Source organism: Paenibacillus alvei DSM 29, from assembly GCF_000293805.1.
Classification (GTDB): Bacteria; Bacillota; Bacilli; order Paenibacillales; family Paenibacillaceae; genus Paenibacillus_B; species Paenibacillus_B alvei.
The window spans coordinates 93,762-119,461 of the sequence record NZ_AMBZ01000007.1 but is presented as its reverse complement, the minus strand read 5'-3'; the positions used below and the strand labels follow the sequence as shown (position 1 = coordinate 119,461).

Below are 25,700 nucleotides of genomic sequence, written 5' to 3'. Positions count from 1 at the left end.
ACCATTGCTGAATTGGGGTAAGGGATACTTCACCCGTCACGATCCCCTGTTCAGCCTGTACAGGTGCAGCAAACTCGACGATAGTAGCTAATTCCGCTACCGTTTGATACTGGAACATTTGCCGCGGTGTCAGCTTTAAGCCTGCCTGATTACTCCGAGCTACGATCTGAATACTAAGAATAGAGTCTCCACCTAATTCAAAGAAGTTATCATGAATGCCAACACGAGCAATTCCAAGCACCTGCTGCCAAATTCGACAGAGCTGTAACTCTGTTATATTGCGTGGTTCCGCATATTCAACCGCAGCTTCTATCGCCGACCAATCTGGAGCTGGGAGTGCTCTGCGATCTACTTTGCCTGCAGGTGTCATCGGCAGCTCGGATAATGCCACAATCATAGCTGGAACCATATAGATCGGCAGCTTCTCCTTCAACGCATTGCGCAATGAGTTGACATCAAGCTGTCTTCCAGCTTGTGGTACTGCATAAGCGACTAACCGTTGTTCACCTGGACGAGCTTCACAAGCGATGACAACAGCATCTTGCACATGTAGCTGCTGCCGCAGTGCAGCCTCTACTTCCCCAAGTTCGATGCGGAACCCTCGTATCTTCACTTGATAATCAGTACGGCCTAAAAACTCGATATTGCCATCTTCCTTATATCTAGCCAAGTCTCCCGTACGATATAGAGTCCCATCCAAGCCAAGCGGATGCTGTATGAAGCGTTCTGCTGTAAGTTCAGGCTTGTTTAAATAGCCGCGTGCCAAACCATTGCCACCAATGTAAAGTTCACCAGGAATCCCGATTGGAACAGGCCGCATGTACTCATCTAACAGATAGACTTGAGTATTGGCAATTGGCCTTCCGATCGGTATCTCGTCATAATGCGATCCTCCGTCGGCATCCAACGCAGGAATACTGAATATGGTAGACGTAATCGTCGCCTCACTAGGACCGTATGCATTAAACCAAGCGATGCGATCACCGACGATTCTTCTCCAATCTGCCAGATGCTCTGGTGATGGGCGTTCACTGCCAACAATGACAGTACGCACACAATCAGGGGGCTTGTTTTCAGTCTGAACAAGATCACGTACCCATTCATGCCAGTAGGCTGATGGAAGATTCAGTACAGTTAATTGATAATCATCTACAAACTTGCTAAATGCTTCAATTGTCATTAGCCGGTCGACAGCCATGACAACTGTGGCTCCACTCGTCCATGCAGAGAAAAATTCCTCTAACGCTACGTCAAAGCTAATCGTTGCAAACTGCAGCACACGATCCTCTGCACGAATCCCGAATACCTTGCTCACACTTAGATTATGGTTAATCAAAGAGCCGTGAGTAACGACAACACCTTTTGGTTCGCCCGTCGACCCAGACGTATAAATGACATAGGCAGCATTCTCCTGAGTCACGTTACTAGCATCGTCATCAATTGCAGTAGTAGGCTCTTGCATGATCGAGTTCCAGTCAGAATCTAAGCAAACTGTTCTAGCCGCATGCTTCGGCAATCGATCCAAAAGATGTTGTTGCGTTAGCAAGAACTCGAGCTTTGAATGTTCCATCATATAGGCAATCCGCTCTTGCGGATAATCTGGATCGATCGGGACATACACACCGCCTGCCTTAAAGACCGCAAGCAAAGCAATTGCAAATTCAACTGATCGGTTGGCACATATCCCCACCAACACTTCAGGAGCGACTCCCAGCTTACGTAAATAATGCGCCAGTTGATTGGAACGCTCATTCAGCTCCCGATAAGTTATGGTTTTGTTTTCTACAACAAGCGCAATCGCATCCGGTCTTTGTATTGCGAGTTGCTCGAACCGTTCATGACTACATAAATTAGGAATATTAGCTGCTGTCGCATTCCACTTTACAAGCACTTGCTCGAGCTCCTCATTCGTCAGTATCCTGATTTCGTCCACTGGTCGATCAGGATACGCTGCCATCTGTTCTAACAAGGTGCAGTAATGTACCATCATCCGTTCGATTCGCTCTGCTTGGAACAAAGCGGTGTTGTAATTGAAGGAAGCAAGCATTCCCTCTGGTACTTCTACCATTGTTAGTTCCAGATCAAACTTGGATTCTCCCAGTTCAACATTCATAGGTGTCGTAGACAACCCTGGTAATTCAATCGTGCTCATTTGCTTCGTCTGAAGATCAAAGATTACTTGAAATAATGGACTATGAGTCAAGCTACGTTCTGGCTGCATAACCTCTACCAATTGCTCGAAAGGCAAGTCTTGATGATCGAACGCCTCCAAAGTCGTCTCTCTCACTTGCTGCAGCATATCTCGAACTGTAGTACCTGCTGTGAAGTCCGCACGAATCGGCAGCATATTGACGAAGAATCCGATTAAGCTCTCAATCTCTGGGCGGTTCCGGTTCGCAACGGGAATGCCAATACATAAGCTGTCCTGCCCAGAATAACGATGAAGCAGAACTTGGAATGCAGTTAGCAAAGTCATGTACAATGTCGCGCCCTCTTCACGACTCAGCTTCTCAAGCTCCAGTACCACTTTACTTGGCAGAATGCAATTGACAAGCGCACCCGAGAACGTTTGTATCGGAGGTCTTGGATAATCGGCAGGCAGTTCCAGAATAGTCGGAATCCCTTCTAGTTTCTTAGTCCAATAAGATAATTGCACTTCACGATTCGTACCTTGCAGCCATTCACGCTGCCATAGCGCATAATCCGCATATTGGATTGACAGATCCGGGAGACTCACCGCTTCACCTGAACAGAAGCCTTCATAGTAAGTCCCAAGTTCCCTTACGAACACGCCAATTGACCAGCCGTCTGAAATAATATGGTGCATTACAAGCACAACAACATGATCATCAGGAGATAATTTCAATACAGTAACCCTTATCAAGCAGTCTGTCGTCAAGTCAAATGGCCGCTGTACCTCTTCCGCAGCTATTCGGAGCGCAGCTTTCTCGCGTTTGTCCTTCGAAACATCGCTCAGATCAACTATCGGTACGCTCACATGCACTTCTGGACTAATGACCTGCCGTGGACTGCCGTCCTTCGATACGAATGTTGTACGGAACGTTTCATGACGCTTCACGATCTGCTTCAAGCTAAGTTCAAAGGCTTCTATATGGAATTCTCCGCTCAAGCGCAGCACTGTATAAATGTTATAAAAGCGATTATCCGGCTCAAGCTGATCCAAGAACCACAATCGCTGCTGTGCATAGGATAACGGCAGGATGTCCGGCCTTGTAACGGGAACCATTGGTTGCGCAGCTTCTATTCCATGCTTGCGGGCAACTTCCACCTGTAAGGCAAACTGTTCTATCGTTGGATAGTTGAAAATGGCTCGCAGCGGCAAATCAACCTTGAACACTTCACGTATACGCGAAATAAGCTGTGTAGCCATTAAAGAATGTCCGCCGAGCATGAAAAAATCATCTGTAATACGTACATGGCTTACACCTAGTACACGCGACCAAAGCGATACAAGCAATTCTTGAACCACAGTCAATTGCTCTGGTTCAACTTCATTAGAAGTATAGTCTGGAACTGGCAATGCTCTGCGATCAACCTTACCATTGATCGTCAGTGGTAGTGTATCCAGTATGATGAATGCAGACGGGATCATATGCTCAGGCAAGTGCTCCTTGGCGAATTGACGCAACACATCCGGTGTGACGCTATCCCCTGCCAGCTCTGCTGCAACTAGATAAGCAACCAATCGTTTATTGCCCGGCTCATCTTCCCGCACAATCACGACAGCTTCTTGGATATCTGGATGTGTCAGCAGAATTACTTCGATCTCTCCTGGTTCTACGCGGAAGCCGCGTATTTTTACTTGATTGTCGATACGTCCGATAAATTCGATCTGGCCGTCCTCATTCATTCGGACCAAGTCGCCCGTACGGTAGCAGCGTTCTCCGGCACGGAATGGACTTGGAATGAAGCTCTTATTCGTCATGTCAGAACGTTTCCAATACCCTCTGGCAACTCCTTGACCGCCAACTAGTAATTCACCGGGCACGCCAACCGGCAGCAAGTTCAATTGGCTATCCACGACATAAGCGGTCGAGTTCGGAATAGGACTTCCGATCGGAACAACATCGGGATGTTCACAGGCAACTCGGTACATCGTCGAAAAGGTCGTATTTTCTGTTGGTCCATAAACATGCAGGAACGTCAGATTAGGGTTATCTTTGAGCAGTCGATTCACATGCTGTGGAGAGATGGTTTCCCCGCCCGCTAGCAAGGTGTCAAGTCCTTGGAAAATACCGCTATCCTGCGTGACATGCTGATGCAGAAGCGCAGTTGTCAAGAACATCGTGTTAATACGATAGTTTTCAATTTCCTGCTTCAACCGCTGGCCGTCGAGTATCACTTCATTATCTGTTAAATAGACCTGGCCACCATTAAGTAAAGCACCCCATATTTCAAACGTAGAAGCATCAAATACAACCGCTCCTGCCTGCAGAATACGTGAATTCTCATCGAGCCGTACATAGTTGATATTTTTAACAAGTCGAATAATATTGCGTTGCTCTACCATAACACCCTTAGGCCTTCCCGTTGAGCCAGATGTATACATCACGTACGCTAGATCGGCAGCATTGCCATAATAACCTACGTTCTCTGTCTCTGCTTGCTCAGTGGTCAACGACATTTCATCTATCGACAGTACCTCTCCGGTAAAGGAGAATGCCGGCAGCCCATCCCGCGTGGACACAATCAGCAAGCGCACGTCAGTGTCTTCAAGCATGAACTCAATTCGCTCACGCGGATAAGTTGGATCGATCGGTACGTATGCTCCACCCGCTTTGAGTATTGCCAGCATCGCAATAATCATTTGCGGTGAACGTTCTGCCATAATCGGAATAAGCTCTTCCCTCTTAATTCCACGTTCTTTTAATACGTTGGCTAATGAGTTAGACAGCGCATCCAATTCGCGGTACGTGATAACTCTAGATTTCGAGATCACAGCATGGTCGTCTGGTCGCTTCGCTACCTGCTCTCTGAACAGCTCGTGTATCGGTTGATCAGGTATCTCAACAGTCGTATCATTGCATTCTACGATTAATTGCTTACGTTCTTGTTCGGTCAGAATATCCAATGTGCCAAGCAACTGCATCGGATTCGAAATCATGCCCTCCAATACGGCCTGCAAATGCCCGAGCAGTCGCTCCATTTCTGCCGGAGAGAAACGACTGCGTTCGTACAGAACCGACAACATCATTTCTTCACCAGGCACAGCAGCGATAGTTAACGGAATATCCGGGTTTTCATATGCCCGAATGTCTTCGATTTTCAAACTTTGCATACCTTGTTGTGCAGCCGTATCTGTTGGATAATTTTCAAAGACAACCAAGCTCTCGATTAGTGGTGTTCCTCGCGGAACATCACTCCAACCCTGAATATCGATTAATGAAGAGTGCTCATATTGACGGATGTCGCTTAAGTCCTGCTGCAAGCGCTCTAACCAATCGACCAGCCGCAGCGACGGTGTAATCGTTGCTTTCATTGGCAGTGTATTAATGAATAGGCCGATCATAGAATCAGCACCTTGGATATCCGTCGGACGACCTGCGACGGTTACTCCAAACAGAACCTGATCATTCCCGCTATACTTACTTAGCAGATAAGCCCATGCTCCTTGAACAAGGATACCCATCGTCAGTTGATGACTGCGTGCTAATTGCTGCAACATATTCGTTACATCCGCGGACAACTTAATGGCATATCCCCCTGTGCCGTTTCCTTCTGTCTCACTCGGTTGCATAATAGCCAACTGTCCTGGAGGAACACCTTGCAAATAATCTCGCCAGAATGCCTCAGCTTCATGCTGGTTCTTCTGACGGATCCATCGAATAAACTCCTTGTAGGGTTTCGGTCTATGGGATGCAAACCACTGGCCCTGCACGGCTGACTCATACGTTTGCAGCACCTCTCCCCACACCAATTGCAAACTCCAACCGTCGAGCAAAATGTGATGGAAGCTCCATACCATCTTATAACAATCATCACTTGACCGAATCATCGTAATCCGCATTAACGGAGCCGCAAGCAAATTATACTTACGATCACGATCTTCTTGCAGCAGTATATCTAGCTTCACTGCTTGCTCATGTGGCGGCACACCGCTCCAATCCTCCCAATAAATCGGAAGGCTCGCTCTCTCAATAACAGCCTGATGAGGCTCGTCCACTCCTTCCCACACGAATACAGTGCGGAATATATCATGCTTGTCAATCACTTGCTGCCAAGCATTCTCGAACAGAGCAGCCCGAACATGCCCCCGCAGCGTGAAGACCGATTGTTGACAATATGCATAAGCCTTTTCCTCAAGCAGCGATTCATACAACATTCCAGCCTGCAGCGAGGATAATGGATATATATCTTGCAATGTCTTTCCAGCCAATGCACCTTCTGATCCAACCAGCCGTTCAAGCTGATGCTGTGAGAGTATAGCCAGCGGGAAGTCAGATGGAGTGAACCATTTATTTGGTGTATGAAGCGCCGCTTGAATCAATGCTTGCAATTCTCGTTCGATCCACTCGGCAAACGCTGTGATGGTCGTTTTTTGTGTAATTGTTGACAATAAGTAATATAGAGGTGAATCCGATCTTCGACTACCATTACATTGATGTCAAGTATATGTGGTCGGTGACCATGTTGGCTAAGCACCGATCCGGCAGACAATGTAGATAGATCGAACAAAGTAGAATCATCTACCGCTTGATAGAACCGGCCAAGATAATTGAAACTGATATCCGCAGGTTCCTGTTGTTGCAATTGGGTGTATGTCTCATCCTCGCTAAGGTAACGCAATAGTCCATAGCCGATGCCTTTATTCGGAATCGAACGCAGTTGTTCTTTGACCGCTTTGACTACAGCATCAGGTGGCGATGCCTCAACAACCGACAGATTCACCGGATACATGGTCGTAAACCAACCTACCGTACGTGATAAATCTACATCTTCCACGATTTCTTCACGCCCGTGTCCTTCCATATGCACAAGCAGTTCACGCTTTCCTGTCCAATTTCCCATTGCGAGCACGATGGCTGACAGCAGCAGCTCAGGCACATTAGCTCGAGCGATCCCCGGAACTTCATTCAGCAATGCTAATGAATCTGATTCAGATAATACAGCAGTATGAACTGTGGAATTTGCAACAGTGTTCACGGCAGCAAGATTCTCTTCACTTGCCATGTCGAGCGGAAGCTGTGCAGGCTTCTTGTTACTGCTCGCTATCCAGCTTGCCGCTTCTTCTCTAACGGCTTCCGAATGTGCGTAGTGCTGAAGCACCTCACCCCAACGCTTGTAAGAAGTTGTCTTGGCAGGCAGCTTGACAGGCTGATTATCACATAGCTGATTGCATAGCGTCTCCAAATCCTCAAGGAGAATTCTCCATGAAACACCGTCAACTGCCAAATGATGAATGATGATAAGGAGCAGTGGATCCGACTTCGAGCCTCGATTAAAATATGCAACACGGACGAGTGGCCCATCATGCAAGTTCAAGCTGGCCTGCAGCTCAGCAGACGTTTGCTCAATCACCTGATTCTGCTCCACTACATCGAGAAAAGACACGTCGATATTGTGAATCTTAATTTCCTCAGCTGCCGCAAGCGTTGCTTCAGGTGGGCATTCTTCATTGCCGAATCGCATCCGCAACGCATCATGATGTGCCAGTAAATGCGTAAATGCCTGTTCAAGCATAAATGTCTCAATCGGTCGCTTTACAGTTAACATCATAGCTTGATTCCAATGATGGGCATCCGCGAACTGCTGCTTGAAGAACCAACGCTGAATTGGCAGTAATGGCACACAGCCTGTCACTTCTCCTTGCTCCGCATTCACCTCTGGCTTCGTGCCCACATATTCCGCCAACTCTGCAATCAGTCGATGCTCGAATATTTGCTTTGGTGTCAGTCGCAGACCCAATTGAGCTGCCTGAGTAACGACTTGAATACTAAGAATGGAATCCCCGCCGAGTTCAAAGAAATTATCGTAAATCCCGACTTGTTCAACACCGAGAACTTTCGCCCAAATATCACACAGCATCTGCTCCGTATCGTTCCGTGCAGGTACGTAATCCCGGTGTTCGTTGGCCGTCCAGTCCGGCGCTGGCAGCGATCTGCGATCAACCTTGCCATTAATCATAAGCGGGAAGGAATCCAGCAAGACGAAGGCGGCAGGAATCATATGCTCCGGCAGATCTCGCTTGAGATAATCTCGCAGTATATCCGGTGTTACAGCAGCATCTACTTGCTCCACGACCGTGTACGCAACCAAGCGCTTATCACCTTTCCCCGCTTGTACAGCAATAACCAATGCTTCCTTTACTTGCGGGTGAGAAACAAGTACATGCTCGATCTCGCCCGGCTCAATGCGAAAACCGCGAATTTTCACTTGTGAATCGATTCGCCCGATAAATTCGATAATTCCGTCTTCTCGATAACGAACCAGGTCTCCAGTTCTATAACAGCGCTCCTCTTGGCGGAACGGACTTTCGATAAATTTTTCTTCTGTCAAATCCGGCCGATTCCGATACCCTCGAGCTACCCCGTCCCCGCCGACAATCAATTCCCCCTTCATGCCAGGAGGCAGCAAGCGCAAGTGTCGATCAACAACATAAGCCGACGAATTCGCAATCGGACGACCGATTGGAATCGCTCCGGGTTGTTCCGTTGTGAAGGAGAATGTCGTTGAGATCGTCGTGTTTTCAGTCGGTCCGTATGCATTGACGATAGTCAGTCCTGGATTCGACTGCAGCAAGCGATTCATATGCGGTACGGACAGCACGTCCCCGCCAGTCATTAACGTATGCAATCTATTGAATATACTGCTGTCCTGCTGTGACAGCTGGTGCAGCAGCGGTGCAGTTATAAACATCGTATTGACATCATATTGCTCAATGGCCTGCTTCATTCGCCGACCATCAAGAATAGTGTCGTTATCCAATACAACCAATTGTCCGCCGTTCAGCAGCGCCCCCCATACTTCCAAGGTTGCGGCATCGAAGACAACAGCTCCGGTCTGCAACATGCATGTCTGTTCATCGAATTGCACATAGTTGCTATGCTTGACTAAACGAATCACATTGCGGTGCTCGATCATAACTCCCTTAGGGCGTCCGGTAGAGCCGGATGTATACATCACATAGGCCAAATTAGAAGGAGCTGCATCAAGCGCCAGATTATCTTCACCTTCACCTGCTTGCTCAAGCGAAGCAAGCACTTCATCCATGAAGACGACTTCACCGTCAAATGTGAAGGCAGGCAAACTATTTTTGCTTGTTGCAAGCAGCAGATTTGACTCGCAATCTTCGACAATTACCTCAATCCGCTCACTTGGGTAGGCAGGATCAATGGGCACATAGGCGCCCCCCGCTTTCAAAATAGCCAGCATGCCGATAACCATGTCCGGTGAACGATGTGTAATCATCGGGATCAATTGTTCGTTGCGAATTCCTAGTTCAACTAACTTCCTGGCTACCGCATTGGCACAACGATTCAGCTCCATATAGCTCCATGACATTCCTTCGCTGTAAAGCGCCGCATGTTCCGGCCTTGCTGCCACCTGCTCCTCGAACAGCTGATGAATGGTCTTCTCGCTCGGATAAGCGATAGAAGTATCATTCCATTGCTGCACAATCATCTGCTCTTCTTCAGCCGTAATAAACGGCAGATCCTTCAGCATAACTCCTTCACCAGACACGCTCATCGCTTCGAGCACAACCTGTAGCCGATGTAGCAGCCAGTGAACCTGCTTCTCGCTGAAGCGGCTCACATCGTACAACATGCGAAGCAATATTTCTTTGCCTGGCAGAACGACTACAGTTAACGGCAAGTCAGGCTGCTCTAGAGCATCTTGATCACTTACGGACAGCCTGTCATTGACATCCCATGTTTTGCTGTCCGTCTGAATGTTCTCGAATACGAACAAGCTATCGAACAGCGGCGTACCGCGCGGCACGTCACTCCAGCCTTGAACTTGCAGCAGCGGGCTGTATTCATACAGCCGCAGCTCGGCCTGCCGTGCTTGGGCCTGGCGAAGCCACGGCCCAAGTACAGCATCACTACTAACATTTACTCGTACAGGAAGTGTGTTAATGAATAGTCCAACCATCGCTTCTACACCTGGCAGATTGGCTGGTCGTCCGGACACGGTTGTCCCGTACAGCACATCTTCTTCTCCACTGCAACTACTAAGCAATAACGCCCAAGCACTTTGGAACAGCGTATTGGGGGTGATACGACATTTGCGTGCAAATCGATTCAAGATATCAGTCGTGTTACGCGACAAACGCAGTGATGCTTGCGCATATCCAGCCTCTGTTCCGCGCTCAATGTCTGCTGGCAGCGCAGTCGGCGCAGTAAAGCCTTGCAGGTTGCTGCGCCAAAATTGCTCAACTTTGACCATATCTTGCGCTTCCAGCCATTCACTATAATCACCATATGGACGCACTTCAGGCAACTGCGGTTGTATCCCCTGATCCACCGCATTATAGAAGCTGAACAGATCTTGTATTACAAGCGGTATCGACCAACCGTCAAGCAAGAGATGATGGAAGGTCCACAATACACGGTGCGAATCGTTTTTCAATCGGACAAGCGTCACACGCATTAGCGGCGCAACCTTCAGATCAAAAGCTGCTTCACGATCTGCTGCCAGCAGTCTCGCAAACAGCTCCTCCTGTTCTTCCAAGGAAGCCTCGCCCCAATTATGTTCAATCATTGGAACTTTCACATTGGCTTGCACAACTTGATAAGGTTCCTCGACATCCTCCCAGACGAGCGAAGTTCGCAAAACAGGATGACGGCCCAGAACTAGCTGCCAAGCTTCTACGAAAGCGGGTCTATTCAATTCCCCATGCAGAGAGAATTGGACTTGCGTAATGTAGGCCTGTGATCCCTCATCATACAGACTATGGAAGAACATGCCCTGCTGCATGGGAGATAATCTATAAATATCCTCAATCAATACTCCCATTATTTCGGTGACCTCCTGTTATGTTGATTCACTTGCGCCATAATCGCATCAAGCGTCTTCTGATTCAACTTGGTCCGCTTGAAGTCAGATGGCGTGTAATCAGCCTGCCCTGCTTCCTTGCAGCCCGCTATAATCTCTCGCAGCGCCAGCATATAATCTTCGGCAAGCTGTTCGATCGTATCGCGGCGGTGATAATTGCTGCTATAAGCCCAAGTCAATCTGAGGCATCCACCTGTTACGACACCTACAATGTCCAGCAGATGCTGCCGTGCACCTTCCCCATGGACAAGTCCAACCGATTCCTCAGCCGCTCCGAGCCACCCCGTTGGTGAGGTAATCTGATCGAATTGACCCAGATAATTGAAGCTGACCTCTGCTTCCGGAATTGCATCCAACTGTTCGCGCAGTTCCTCATCTTCTCTCAACCAGCGAAGCAAACCGTACCCTACACCACGATTCGGGATTCTTGCCACTTGTTCTTTGATCGCCTTAATTTGATCCCTTAACGCACCAGAAGCATTCCATTGTAAATACATCGGATACATAGAGGTAAACCAACCAACCGTTCTGCTTAGATCGGTATCTTCAAGCAGCGCTTCGCGGCCGTGACCTTCCAAAGTCACGATTAACCCGCGTTCTCCTGTCCAAGTGACGAAAGCTCGCAGAAGTGCAGTTAGGAATACTTCCGTAATTTCACTGCGATAAGCGGTTGGGACTTCCTTCAATAGAGATTGGGTTTCCTCTTGTGATAATTGCACCGATACTTCATTCATTGAGCTGAGCGTATTGGAGCCATTCTCATGATCAATCGGAAGTGGTACCGTATAGGAATCAACCATTCGCAGCCAATAGGCTTGCTCCTTATGCAGCTCATCTGTCTGTGCATAGACTGTCAATCGCTCCGCCCAGCTTTTATAGGAAGTCGTCTTGACAGGAAGTGAAGGAGCCTGTGCTTGTGTCAACTGTCCGCACAACAAGTCCAGATCTTCAATCAGAATCCGCCAAGAAACTCCATCGATCGCCAAGTGATGGATCGCCAGCAGCAATCTTCTGCCCTGGTCTTTACCCAATTCGAACTGCACGGCCCTAATCAGTGGCCCTTCCATCAAATTCATGCCTGCCTGAGCAGACGTCGCTCGTGCTTCCATCTCATATCGCTGCTTCGCTTCGTCATAAGATGACAGATCGACGAACTCAAGAGGAACCTTTACTTCTACCGCTGGAACGATGCGCTGCGTCCATCCTTTATCACCATTTGCATAACGCAAGCGCAGGGCATCATGGTGCAGAACCAGTTGATGAAGTGCCTCACTAAGCACTTCCGTGGCAATCGGTTTACGCAGTTCCAGCATCATAGCCTGATTCCAATGGTGTCGGTCGCAAATATCTTGGTTGAAGAACCAGCACTGAATCGGTGTCAGCGGCACTTCTCCTACAATTTCACCCTGATCCGCAACAACCAAAGCCTCTTCGCCAGCTACAGCTGACAGCTCGGCAATGACAGGATAATCGAACAGCATTTTAGGTTGTATGCGCAGACCTCTTTGGGCAGCCCGAGCGACAACTTGTATGCTAAGAATCGAATCTCCACCAAGCTCGAAGAAATGATCGTTAATTCCTACCTTCTCCAAGCCAAGCACTTGCGCCCAGATGGAGCATAGTATCTCTTCCACTGCATTCCGAGGCGCCACATAAGCTTGGGCTTCGCTGCTCCAATCAACTTCTGGAAGCGCTCTGCGATCGATCTTGCCATTCGGCGTCAATGGTAGCCGATCCATCATAACGAACGCGCTTGGAAGCATATAATCCGGCAATTTATCCTTCACAAACTGACGCAGCGTATCCGTTAGTACGGCATTGGAGGCATTGTCCGTCTCGGCATTGGCCTGCGCTTGAGCCGGCACAATGTACGCCACCAGCCGGTTCTGGCCAGATGCATCCTGACGGGCAATTACACTTGCTTCCTCTACCTCCGGGTGATGGGAAATAACCGTTTCCACTTCTCCCAGTTCAATGCGGAAGCCGCGAATCTTCACTTGATCGTCCATGCGTCCGAGGTATTCGATCTCCCCATCTGCCGTATATCGGCACAGATCGCCTGTACTATACATTCTCGCATGTGGGTCAGCACGGAATGGATCTTGCACAAACCTCTCAGCAGTCAGCTCCGGTCTGTTCCAGTATCCGCGTGCCAAGCTGCTTCCCGCAATATATAGCTCACCGGGTACACCGATCGGCACAGGCTGTCCATTCTCATCTAGAATGTAGCATCTCGTATTGGCAATCGGTCTGCCGATTGTCGGCGCTTCTTCCGTATGCACACCGCATGCTACCATTCCACACGTCGCAACAACCGTATTCTCCGTTGGGCCATAATGGTTCACCAGCGCGAATGGCAATTCCACCTCCGGATGGCGATGCAGCTTATCTCCTCCTGTCAACAGGGCACGCAGCGGCGTTTCCTGCGGCCAGTCCACACTGACAACTCGCTCCGCCAATGGCGTCGGCAGGAATGTGAGCGTAATTCCGCTCTCGATCAGCCAATCCCGCAGCTGCTGCGGACTCAATCGGATCTCATCATCTACGATATACAGCGCCGCTCCGGCCGTCAGATACGGCCATATTTCCCATACGGATGCATCGAAGGCCGTTCCCGCAATGAGCGTAGCCCGATCCGCCTCTGTCACCTGATACGCTTCCTGATGCCATTGGATCAGGTTAAGCAGCGAATCATGCTGCACCTGCACACCTTTCGGCTGTCCAGTCGAGCCTGAAGTATAAATGATATAAGCCAAGTTGGCTGTACTTACAGCAACTTCCGGCGCTTTGTCGCTTTCCTGCGCGACGCGCGCCCAGTCTGAATCAAGGCACAGCGTTACCATGTCATGCTCTGCCTTCTCAGGCAGCTGCGCCAACAAGTCCACAGCCGTCAACAGTACCGGAACTTGCGTATCCTCAATGATGAAGCGCAATCTTTCCTTCGGATAATGAGGGTCAAGCGGTACATAAGCACCTCCGGACTTCAATACGCCGAGTACCGCAATGATCAGCTCCACACTGCGTTCCATGCAGATGCCAACTGGCACCTCTGCTCCGACGCCGCGCTTTGCCAAATGATGCGCGAGCTGGTTCGCCCGCAAGTTTAACTCGCGATAGGTAAGACGCTGCTCCCGGCTCACAACGGCTACAGCATCCGGCGTCTTCTCTGCCTGCTCCTCCACCAGCTTGTGGACACACGATCCTGCAGCAGAATTATTCAAATTGTTGTTCCAATCTTCTAACAATTGCTGCTGCTCCTCGCGAGTCAGAATTACAAGCTCCTTCAATTGAACTTGCTCATCTGCATCTGCAATTTGCTCAAGCAGCATCTGCATATGACCGAGGGCGCGATGAATGGCAAGCGGATCGAACCGCGCTTTCGAATACAGCATACGCAAGGATAAAGCTGCACCTGGTACAACTGCAAGCGTAAGCGCATAGTTGGTTTGTTCACTGGTTTCCACGGATTGCAGCCGCAGTTCATTGGTTGTTTCACTGCCTGCGTCTACTGGATAATTTTCGAATACAAGGATGCTATCAAACAACGATGTTCCATTAGGCACCTCACTGCAGTTCTGAATCAGCGACAGCGGCGTGTACTCGTACAAACGCTGTTCAGCTTGCTCGTCTTGAAGCTGCCACAACCAGTCCATCAAATAATCATCCCGATTCACACGCACACGTACCGGTAAGGTATTAATAAACAGTCCTACCATCGCCTCAATGTTCGGTACATTCGCCGACCTGCCAGATACGGTAGCGCCGAATACAACATTGCTATCTCCGCTATAACGACTGAGCAGAATTGCCCATGCCCCCTGAATCATCGTATTCATCGTGACCTGCTTGCGCTTCATCATGGAGAGCAGGTTGGCCGTTACCTTCTCCGTCAATTCCAACCGGAGCTCTTCATAACTAGATTCATTTGCTGCTGCTTGTTTCTTTTCCATGACAAGCGGTGTAGGAGTTTGGAAGCCAGACAACTGCTCTTTCCAATACAGCTCCGCCTGCTGCAGGTTCTGCTCATGCAGCCATTCCATATAGTCTCGATACGGTCGAGATGGTGGAAGCTGCAACTCTTCGTGCTGCTGTGAGTAGCTGCGATACAATTGGAACAGCTCACGTAATAAAAGCGATACGCTCCATCCATCGAGCAGCAAATGGTGAAAGCTCCATACCATCCGGTATTGTTCTGCTCCTTCCAGCCCGATACGGAACAAGGCAACACGCATGAGCGGAGCTTGATCCAATTGGAATCCCTGCTGCTTCTCATCTGCCAAGTACTGCTGCAGCCGCTGTTCTTGCTCGGCTTGCGACAACTGGCGCCAATCGGCTTGTACATAAGGCATAGTTGCCTGCTGGTACACCACCTGATGCGGATGGTTCATGTCTTTCCATACGAATCCCGTTCGCAGGATGCTGTGCCGATTCACTAATGTCTGCCACGCCTTGTGGAATGCCTGAGTATCCAAACTGCCTTCCAGTACCGCGTTCATATTTTCAAAGTACATGCCCGATCCTGGTGAGAGCAGCGTGTGAAACAGCATGCCTTGCTGAGTAGGCGACAACGGATAAATGTCCTCGATCGCACCGTCTCCAGCGTACAGCCGATCCAATTCCATTTGAGTAACATTTGCCAGCGGGAAGTCAGATGGCGTTATTCCACCCGCTTCTGGTGCAAGACAATGTGCAATTAAATTACGGAGTGCCGACATGAATTCATCAGCCAATCGCTCGATTGTTGTGCGCTGATGCAGATGTTCGCTATACTCCCATACCATCTGCAGTTCGCCATCGCTAACCATGCCATATACATCAAGCACATGTCTCCGGTTTCCGCCAATACTTTGCTCCAGCTCTACTTTGTCAAAGAACGCTGAACCAGCTACTAATTGATCAAACTGACCGAGGTAATTAAAAATGACCTCAGCATCAGGTTGACTCCAAGACTCTGCCCGCATCTCAGGATCTTCTGATAAATAACGCAATATGCCAAATCCGATGCCTCGATTCGGAAGCGCTCGGAGCTGCTCTTTGACCGATTTCAATACAGTTCCGAGATCGTCCTCTGCTTCAAGTTTGAGAAAGACAGGATAGAGCGACGTAAACCAGCCTGCAGTACGTGCTACATTGACACCTTCAAAGAGATCTTCACGTCCATGCCCTTCCATATGAATGAGCAGGGAATGTTGTCCCGTCCAGCCCTTAAAAGACTGCACAAGTGCAGTAAGCAGCACGTCATTGACTTGCGTTCGATAAGCAGAAGGCACTTCCTGCAGCAACAGCCTTGTCTCGTCGGCCGATAACTTGATGCTTACTTTACGCAAAGAAGCGTGCGTATTCTCGCCAAGGTAATGATCGACTGGAAGCGGTGAGCTGGCCCATCGTTCAGGATTAAGCCAAAAAGTTCGTTCCTTGCCAGCCGTCTCAGAGTTCGCATATGCATCCAGGCGTGCTGCCCATTCTTGATAAGAGGTATGCTTCAGTGGAAGCTGTGGCTGCTGTCCACGCTCCAACTGTGCATAGACCGTCTGCACATCTTCAAGCAGCAACCGTAGTGTAATTCCATCGGATACAAGATGATGGACAATGATCGTCAGCCAATCCGAGCAGCCTTCTCCCGTGCGGAAATAAATGAATCTGATAAGCGGTCCGTCCGTTATATGCAGCCGACCTTGCCACTCCGTAATGGAAGCTGCTTTGACAGCCGCTTGTTCTTCTTCGGTATACCGTGATAAATCAACTTCTGACACGGGCGCTGTCCCATCAAATGCAACGTTCTCTTGCCGCCATCCAGTTTCATCCTGAACGAATCGCAGCCGCAAACCATCGTGATATCTAAGCAGCTCCTCTACCGCCTGCGTCAACAGCACTTGATCCATAGGACGGGCAACATTCAGATGGACAATTTGATGCCAATGACTCCAATCAGGCAGATCGGATTCGAAGAACCAATGCTGAATCGGTGTCAGCGCCACAGTTCCCGTCACTTCGCCCTGATCCTGCTCCACTTGGACAGCTGTAACTTGAGCTACTTCAGCCAGTTCGGCTATTGTCTGATAGCGGAACAACTGCTTCGGTGTCAGCTTCAAGCCTGCTTGGCTCGCCCGGGATATGATCTGAATGCTGAGGATAGAATCTCCTCCCAAGCTAAAAAAGCCATCATGAATGCCAACCCGATTCACCCCAAGCACCTGCTGCCAAATGCTGCACAGCACGCGCTCCACCTCATTGTGCGGCTCTGCATAATTGTCGCTGCCCTCTGCCGCTCTATCCGGCATCGGTAACGCTTTGCGATCAACCTTGCCGCTTGGTGTTAGCGGGAAACTGTCCATCGACACAAATGCTGACGGAATCATATAGTCCGGTAAAAATTCCTTGAGATGCGTCCGCAGCATATCTGTCGTCGGTGCCACAGCTGCGGACACTTTCGGAACAAAATAACCAATCAACTGCTTACTGCCCGCATGACTTTCCTGCACCATCACGACCGCTTCTCTTACTGCCGCATGCAGTGACAATACCGTTTCAACCTCTTGCAATTCAATACGGAAACCGCGAACCTTCACTTGATGATCCATGCGTCCTAAATATTCAATGACGCCATCGCTTCGGTAACGGCACAAATCGCCCGTGCGATACATGCGTTCCCCATCTTGCTCTGCGAACGGATTATCAATGAACTTCTCAGCAGTCAGTTCTGGACGGTGCAAGTAGCAGCGCGCCAGACCTTGTCCGGCAATAAACAGCTCCCCAGGTACCCCGATCGGTACGGGACGCAAATGAGTATCCAAGATGTAGCAGCTCGTCGCAGCGATTGGATAGCCAATCGGCGGCGCGTAATCCGCGTCTGGTTCCACCAGCCAATATGTCGAATAGGTTGTATCTTCAGACGGACCGTACAGGTTGTACAGACGTTGTATGGAACCAACCCCGTATATTTGACGTGCTAAGTTCAAAGGCAGCTGCTCTCCTGCCAAGTTTACCGTAACAACAGAAAGCGGTACCCCGTTCATCCGTATCAGTTCTGCCATCGCGGATGGAACCGTATTGATCAGGCTTACTTCTTGAGCCGCGGGCAGCTCCGGCAAATAAAGTGCATTTTCGGCTAAAATGACCTTGCCCCCGCATGTAAGCGGCAGGAACAACTCGAACACGGATAAGTCGAAGCTGATCGAAGTAGCAGCTAATACGCCAGCCAACTCATCTTCTGTGAAGTTCTCACGGCACCATTTCAGGAAAGTAACCGTATTGCGGTGCTCCAGAGCCACTCCTTTCGGTCTCCCCGTAGAACCTGACGTATAAATGATGTATGCCAGATTATGCTCTGACACACCGCTCTCAATAGGCTCATCACTCTGAAGATCAATAGCAGGCCAGTCAGTATCCAGCCATATCGTTTGCGCCGCATGTAACGGCAGCCGATCCGCTAATTGAGATTGGGACAGAAGCACCTTCACTTCTGTGTCTTCCAAAATAAATCCAAGCCGATCCTTCGGGTATGATGGATCAAGCGGTACATAAGCGCCGCCCGCCTTCAGAATTGCCAACAGACCGATGAGCATTTCCGCAGTCCGTTCTATACATATGCCAACTAAAAATTCAGGGCCTACCCCAAGCTGACGCAAATGGTTCGCAAGCTGATTCGCCCTTCGATCCAATTCGCGGTAGCTGATTCGCTTTTCGTCTACGATCAGAGCCGTTGCATCTGGCGTACGCTGAACCTGCTCCTCGATTAAATGATGAATCGTCGTGTTCGCGGGCACTGCCTTTCGTGCTCCCGCATTAAATTGGGTTAACAACAATTCATGTTCTGCTTCTGTTAGCAACGGGAGCTCTTGCAGCATCAGCTGCTCGTCCGCTTGCACGATACCAGTCACAATCATTTGCAAATGCCCCAGCAGCCTTTCAACAGCCTGCTGTTCGTAACGTCTGCGATCGTAGATGGCGCGCACTTCGAGTCGTTCTCCAAGTACTACGATAATCGTCAATGGGTAAGTGGTCCGTTCCAGTATCGAAATATCACCAACGGACAATCCCGTCTTGGCGGTCAGGTCAGAACGACTAACAGGATAGTTTTCGAATACGAGCAACGTTTCAAATAACGGCTGTCCATTCGGTACTTCACTGCAATCCATGACCAATGACAGCGGTGTATGAGCGTACTGAATCCAATCCGCTTGGCGCTCCTGCAGCTTCTGAATCCATGCCGACAGCTCCGTTTCTTGCTTGACTTGGATCCTTACAGGTAATGAATTAATGAACAGTCCAATCATCGATTCGATATGCGGCAATTCAGGCGGCCGTACTGATACAGTCGCTCCGAACAGCACATCCTCCTCGCCGCTATAGCGGTGCAGCAATATAGCCCATGCTGCTTGCATGAGTGTATTGACCGTAACGCGCTGTTTGCGTGAAATATGATGCAACCCTTTCGTTGTTGACTGCGTAAGTAATATTGAATGCTGTTCAAATATTTCCTCTGTAAGACGGGTTGCTCCACCGATAAGCAGTGATGTCGGTGTGCTGAATCCTTGTAAATAAGAGCGCCAGTATTGTTCCGCTTCATTCAAATTCCGTGCGGCGCACCACTCAATATAATTCCGATATGGAACAGCGATATCCTGATGAAGCGTTTCGTGATTCATGAGTGCTTTATAGATGTCGAACAGTTCATGCAATACCGCAAATACACTCCAGCCATCCAGTAAAATGTGGTGGAAGCTCCACACAAACTTCGTCCGATCGTTTTCAAGACAAATCAGCATTAGACGCATAAGTGGCTGACTAGACAGATCAAATCGCTCTTGACGATCCTGTTCCAATAATTGCGAGATCTGTTTCTGCTGCTCCTCTACTGCAAGATCAAGCAGATTGATCACCTTGATAGGTATATTCACGTTCGCAAGTACAATCTGATGAGGCTCCTGCAGCCATTCCCATTGGAAAAATGTGCGGAAGATCGCGTGACGTTGAATAATAGACCGCCAAGCACGATCGAACACCTCTACATTCAGCGGTCCCGTCAATTCGGTGACAGCCTGTTCGAAATAGACGGTAGATTCCGGCGAATACAACGCATGGAATAGCATCCCTTGCTGCAGTGGCGATAGCAGATGTACATCTTCCAACTCTTTATAATCATGCGCAATCCGATCAAGCACCTGTTGACTTAGAGCGGATGCCGGGAAATCAGATGGCGTATATCCTCCTGCTTCTGAAGACATACAATGCGCTATGTATTGTGTAAGTGCATCAATGAAGCTGTGGGCTACTCGCTCAATTGAAATCGCATCATGAAGTGTGCGACTATACTCCCAAATCATCTCCAACTGACCATCGCGGATCATTCCGTGTACATCAATGGCATAACGTCTGCGGCCTTGCAAACTACGCACATTTCCTATGTTCCCCTTGGAAAGTGAGAATAGCTCACTGTTTGCAACCAGTTGGTCGAACTGACCCAAATAATTGAAGCTGATCTGCGGTTCAGGATGAGCTTGCTCTGTCCAGCTCATATGCGGATCATTGGACAAGTAACGCAGCAGTCCGTAACCAATGCCGCGATTTGGTATGCGGCGCAGCTGCTCTTTTACTGCTTTCAATTGGCTGCCAAGAGATGGATCCGTGCCCAACTGCAGACGAACTGGATACAACGATGTAAACCATCCGATAGTGCGGGAAATATCTATACCATCAATAAGATCCTCACGACCGTGGCCTTCCAGGGCGACATAAAGACTGCGGCCACCTGTCCATTCTGTGATGGCGCGGGTCAGCGCAGCGAGCAATATATCATTAATGTGCGTTCGATATACTCGCGGCACTTGCTGCAACATCAGCCTCGTATGTTCGGTATCCAAGGTAACCGTAACTTGGCCAATAGTCGCAACCGTATTGCTTCCGGTTACACCATGTGACATATCAACTGTGACAGGGAGCACAGCCTCTTCTGGCTGTACGTCGGCCACCGATTGCCAATAATGCTTCTCTAGCCCTGCCAACTGTTCACTGCGCGCATACGATTCCACTGCCATTGCCCAGTCGCGGAAAGAAGTCGTCTTTGGTGGCAGCACTGCCTTGTCTCCATTCACTAATTGCCGATAAACGGTCTCTAAATCCTCCAGCAGAATTCTCCAAGAGACACCATCAATAACGAGATGGTGGACGACAATCAGCAGCTTGTCCACGTGTCCAAGACGGAACAGCACGGCGCTCATTAACTTCCCAGCGGTCAGTAGCAGGCTTCTTTGTACTTGGTCTGCGTGCTGCTGCATAGCGGCTTCCTGCTTCTCGGAAGGTAAACGACTTAGATCGACTGTTTCTACAGAAAGCGTCGGCGCCTCTTCTTCATTGATTTGCTTCCAGCCTTCCTCCGTCTGGAAGTAGCGCATGCGAAGTGCGTCGTGGTGTTCCAATAAATAACCGAAGGCTTGTCCAAGCAGCTTGGAATCTGTAGACTGCTTCAATGACAGCAGCATCGCCATATTCCACTGATCAAGTTCTTCCAGCTCTTGCTCGAATAACCAGCGCTGAATCGGCATCAGCGGAACATTGCCGACTACCTTTCCTTGCTCAGCAGCTACCATTGATCCAATCGCCGCCGAAGCAGCCAATTCTGCAATCGTCTGATACTGGAACATGTGCTTCGTCGTAATCGGAATTCCAGACCGATTCGCACGGGACACGATCTGAATACTCAGGATCGAATCTCCGCCCAGCACGAAGAAGTTATCGTGAATACCGATTCTCTCTATCCCTAATACTTGTTGCCATATGTGCAGAAGCTCTGCTTCTGTTTCCGAATGCGGAATGTCGTGTTCACTATCACTGGAAATGGAGTAATCAGGAACAGGCAAAGCCTTATGATTCACTTTACCGTTCGGGGTCAACGGTAGTTCATCCATCTGGACGAATGCTGTCGGAACCATATAAGCAGGCAGAATTTCCTTCAAATATTCCTTCAACTGCTGTTGTTCCAGCATGAAGTCACTAACTACATAACCGACAAGACGGCGAGTGCCTTCGCGGTCTTCATGCACAACGACCGTACAGCTTCTTATATTCGGATGTCCGGACAGCGCACTCTCGATCTCTTTGAGCTCAATTCGATAGCCGCGTATTTTCACCTGATGGTCGATGCGGCCAATGAACTCAATAGAACCATCCGGCAAATAGCGGCACAGGTCTCCGGTCCGATACAATAGCTCGCCGCTGCGGAATGGATTCGGAACAAACCGCTCCTCTGTCAGATCCGGACGCCCCCGATATCCCCGAGCCAAACCTTGACCGCCAATATATAGCTCGCCGCGCACACCAATCGGAACAGGCTGCATGGTCGAATCAAGCAAATAGGCACGTATGTTATCGATTGGTCGGCCGATTGTAATCGGTCCTTCTCCGCCTGTGAGTACGATGCCGCTTGTCGCAACCACCGTCGATTCCGTCGGACCATAGTGATTGATCAATTGAAACGGCAATGCGGAAGATGGTGCAAAGCGCAGGCGATCCCCACCTGTCAACATATAACGCAAAGGCACAGATTGCGGCCATTGCTCCATGATTAACGTCTCTGCTAGAGGCGTAGGCACGAACGAATGGGTGATTCGGTTTAACACCATCCAATCTCGTAATCTGGCAGCATCCATGCGAGCATCTTCATCTACCACATGCAACGAAGCTCCTATAGATAGGTATGGCCACAATTCCCATACTGAAGCGTCAAATGCTGTACCCGCCAATAAAGTAGCACGATCGTCCGGAGTGACATGATAGGCACGTTGATGCCAGAAAACTAGATTGAGTAAGGCGTTATGCTCGATCTCTACTCCTTTCGGCTGCCCGGTAGAGCCGGAGGTATAGATGACATACGCCAAATCAGCAGTTGTACATGCATGATCCGGATTATCAGTGCAATACCTTTCATAGTATTCAACATCCCGATCCAATAAGATGGTGCTCGGAATAAACTTAACCGGTATATATTCCAGAAATTCCCCTTTTGTCAATAGCATGCTGACCTGAGCATCTTGCAGCATGAAGGCTACGCGTTCACGCGGATACGCAGGATCGATCGGCAAATACGCTGCACCTGTCTTCAGCACAGCAAGCTGAGCCACTACTAAATCAATGGATCGTTCCGCATAGATAGCAACAACCGTTTGATTAACGGCACCTTTTTCCAGCATGTAATGAGCGAGGGAGTTCGCACGCTTGTTCAGTTCATTATATGTAATCCGTTCCGCTCCGCACGTAACGGCTATTCGCTCTGGCATCATCTCAGCCCGCTCGGCTACGAGTTCATGAACAAATTTTGCGGCAGGATGCGGCACATTCGTGTCATTCCATTCAATGACAAGCTGCTCCCGCTCGCTGCTCGTAAGCAGTAATAAGTTGTCAATGCATTGGGAGCAATCCTGAACTGCCGATTGCAGCAGAGTCTGGTAATGATCCTGCATCCGAGCGATCGTATCCGGATTAAACAGATCAGTATTGTAGTCGATGGCTACATAAAGACCGCGCTCACTTTCCTCTACGGCCATGCTTAAATCAAACTTGCTCGTACCGTTAGATAATTCATGGAACTCCATGCAAACATTTTCCACTTCACGAGTGGTCGCAGGTAAATTATGTAGTGCGAAGGTAGCTTGGAAAATAGGTGTCGCTGCTAGAGATCGTTCAGGGTTCAAAGCCTCAACCAGTTGCTCGAATGGCAAATCCTGATTTGAATATGCTTCTAGTGTAGTCAGCTTTATCTGCTGTAATAGATCTCGGAAAGAAATGTTTTCCGCAAAGTCGGCCCGCAGAGCAAGCGTATTGACGAAGAATCCTATCAATCCTTCAATCTCCGTACGCTGCCGATTCGCCACAGGCGAGCCGACGACAATGGTTTCTTGCCCCGTGTACCGATGAAGCAGCGCTTGGAATGCCGTCAATAGCACCATATATAACGTAACTCTTTCGCGCTTGCACAGCGCGTTGATTTCCCCAGCCAACTGAACCGGTACTATCCGGCGATCCGTTGCGCCATTAAAAGTTTGCACCGCAGGGCGAGGACGATCTGTCGGCAGCAGCAGCAGCGGCGGGATGTCTGAAAGCTTGTTGCGCCAATACTCCAACTGGGCATCTATCCGTGCTCCTTGCAGCCATGCACGCTGCCAATGAACGAAATCGGCATACTGCACTGGAAGCTCGCCCAAATTCGGAGGTTCATTCGTTATGTATGACATATAAAACTGCTGCAACTCATGCTGCAGAACACCTAACGACCAGCCATCTGATACAATATGATGCATCGATAACAGCAACAAATGCTCATCTACCGCTTGTTGAAGCAGAATTGCCCGAAAGAGCGGACCCTTGTTCAGATCAAATGGCTGCCGCGATTCTGCATAGATAATCGACTGCAATTGCTTTTGCTTCTGTGCTTTGCTGCCTGTCAGCTTCTGCATTTCTATTGGAAACGGACCACTCGGCGCTATTCGGGTGACAGCCTGCCCATCTATGAAGTGAAAGGTAGTACGCAATATATCATGGCGGGAAACTATGGACTGAATACTTTGCTGCAGTGCATCAATAACGAGCGAACCCGATAGGCGAATGGACAATGTCATATTGTAATAAGGGCTGCCTGGCTCCAATTGATCCAAGAACCACAATCGCTGTTGTGCAAAGGAGAGCGGAAAAACACCGCTTTTATCGTATATGACAAATTCATGCCCCGCTTCAAATCCTTCATCGGCAATTTTCGATGCGGATATGCATTCGACCAGCGTATCGATTGTCGGATATTCAAAAATGGCTCGAATCGGCAACTCTACTCCAAATGACTCGCGAATGCGGGACATGATCTGGGTAGCAAGTAATGAATTGCCGCCCAGCGTCAGAAAGTGATCCGTAATACCGATCGGCTTCGTCAGCAAAACATCTTCCCATATCGATACAAGTGTTTCTTCATTAGGCGTTCGTGGTGCTGCGTAGACGGAATATTGATTAACGGATGTTTGCTGCTTGCTCCAGCGTATCCCCTCCATAATTTGTGTGCTGGTACGGAGTTTATTTCGAACATCACTCCATAGTTCCGTCAGATTCGGTTCCATCCGACCTACGGTGAACGCCTTCCTCAAGTCGATAGAACGTCTAGGCCCAATTGCTCTTGACGTCTCCTCCCCTTCTGCTGCAAGCGACGTAATGAGCTCCTGCACGGGCAGGATTGCACCAAATCCTCCCTCTTCCGGTACAATCCAATTTGCAGCGACACGTTTCACAAAGTCTGCGGACACCGCATTGCGAGGGGTCTTGCGATAATGCAAATGTATATTCTTGCAGCCTAGCCGTTCTGCTAGGCCAGCTAATTTCTGCAAAACAATAATCTCAATATTTTTCCCTAGTATTTTGCAGCTAATAATATAAGAGTGAACGTCCAGCACGTCTCCGTTCTGCACAAACAACATGACTCCAGCCACGCCATATTCGCCGAAGCGATCACTGGCTTCGATGACCCAGCATTCATGGGACTGCCGATCGATCAAATCCTCCAACGCTGCACGATCCAGACCATGTGCCGTCAGATGGAAGTCTGCCGTCCAATTCGTGAGGTATACAACCTTATCGAACTCTTTCTCCGTTGCCGGGCGAAAGTCTACACGCAATTCCATGCGGCTTAGAAAATCTAACAACTGCAT

The 25,700-nt window shown here is 49.2% G+C and carries 3 protein-coding genes (1 of these 3 only partly in view); all 3 read right to left on the bottom strand.

The window, feature by feature from the left end; translation table 11 throughout:
- Tightly spaced (each overlapping or abutting the next), the 3 genes in view from PAV_RS22025 to PAV_RS22015 form a layout consistent with a single transcriptional unit that may run on beyond the window.
- Positions 1-6,517, bottom strand: the 5' portion of a protein-coding gene (locus tag PAV_RS22025) for a non-ribosomal peptide synthetase (protein WP_157267146.1). The gene continues 6,032 nt to the left of window position 1, outside the view; only the first 6,517 of its 12,549 coding nucleotides appear in the window; it begins with the start codon at positions 6,515-6,517; its stop codon lies off the left edge, out of view.
- Positions 6,505-10,977 carry a non-ribosomal peptide synthetase gene (locus PAV_RS22020; RefSeq protein WP_005549936.1) on the bottom strand — a complete coding sequence of 1,491 codons (4,473 nt, stop codon included), beginning with the start codon at positions 10,975-10,977 and terminating at the stop codon, positions 6,505-6,507. Before PAV_RS22020 ends, PAV_RS22025 begins: the two co-directional genes overlap by 13 nt.
- Positions 10,977-25,700, bottom strand: a complete 14,724-nt coding sequence (locus PAV_RS22015; protein WP_005549934.1) for a non-ribosomal peptide synthase/polyketide synthase — start codon at positions 25,698-25,700, stop codon at positions 10,977-10,979. The genes PAV_RS22020 and PAV_RS22015 overlap by 1 nt, the downstream gene beginning before the upstream one ends.

Coding starts and splice junctions, on each gene's coding strand:
- PAV_RS22020 (WP_005549936.1), bottom strand. CDS start 10,977: ATGGGAGTATTGATTGAGGATATTTATAGATTATCTCCCATGCAGCAG.
- PAV_RS22015 (WP_005549934.1), bottom strand. CDS start 25,700: ATGCAGTTGTTAGATTTTCTAAGCCGCATGGAATTGCGTGTAGACTTT.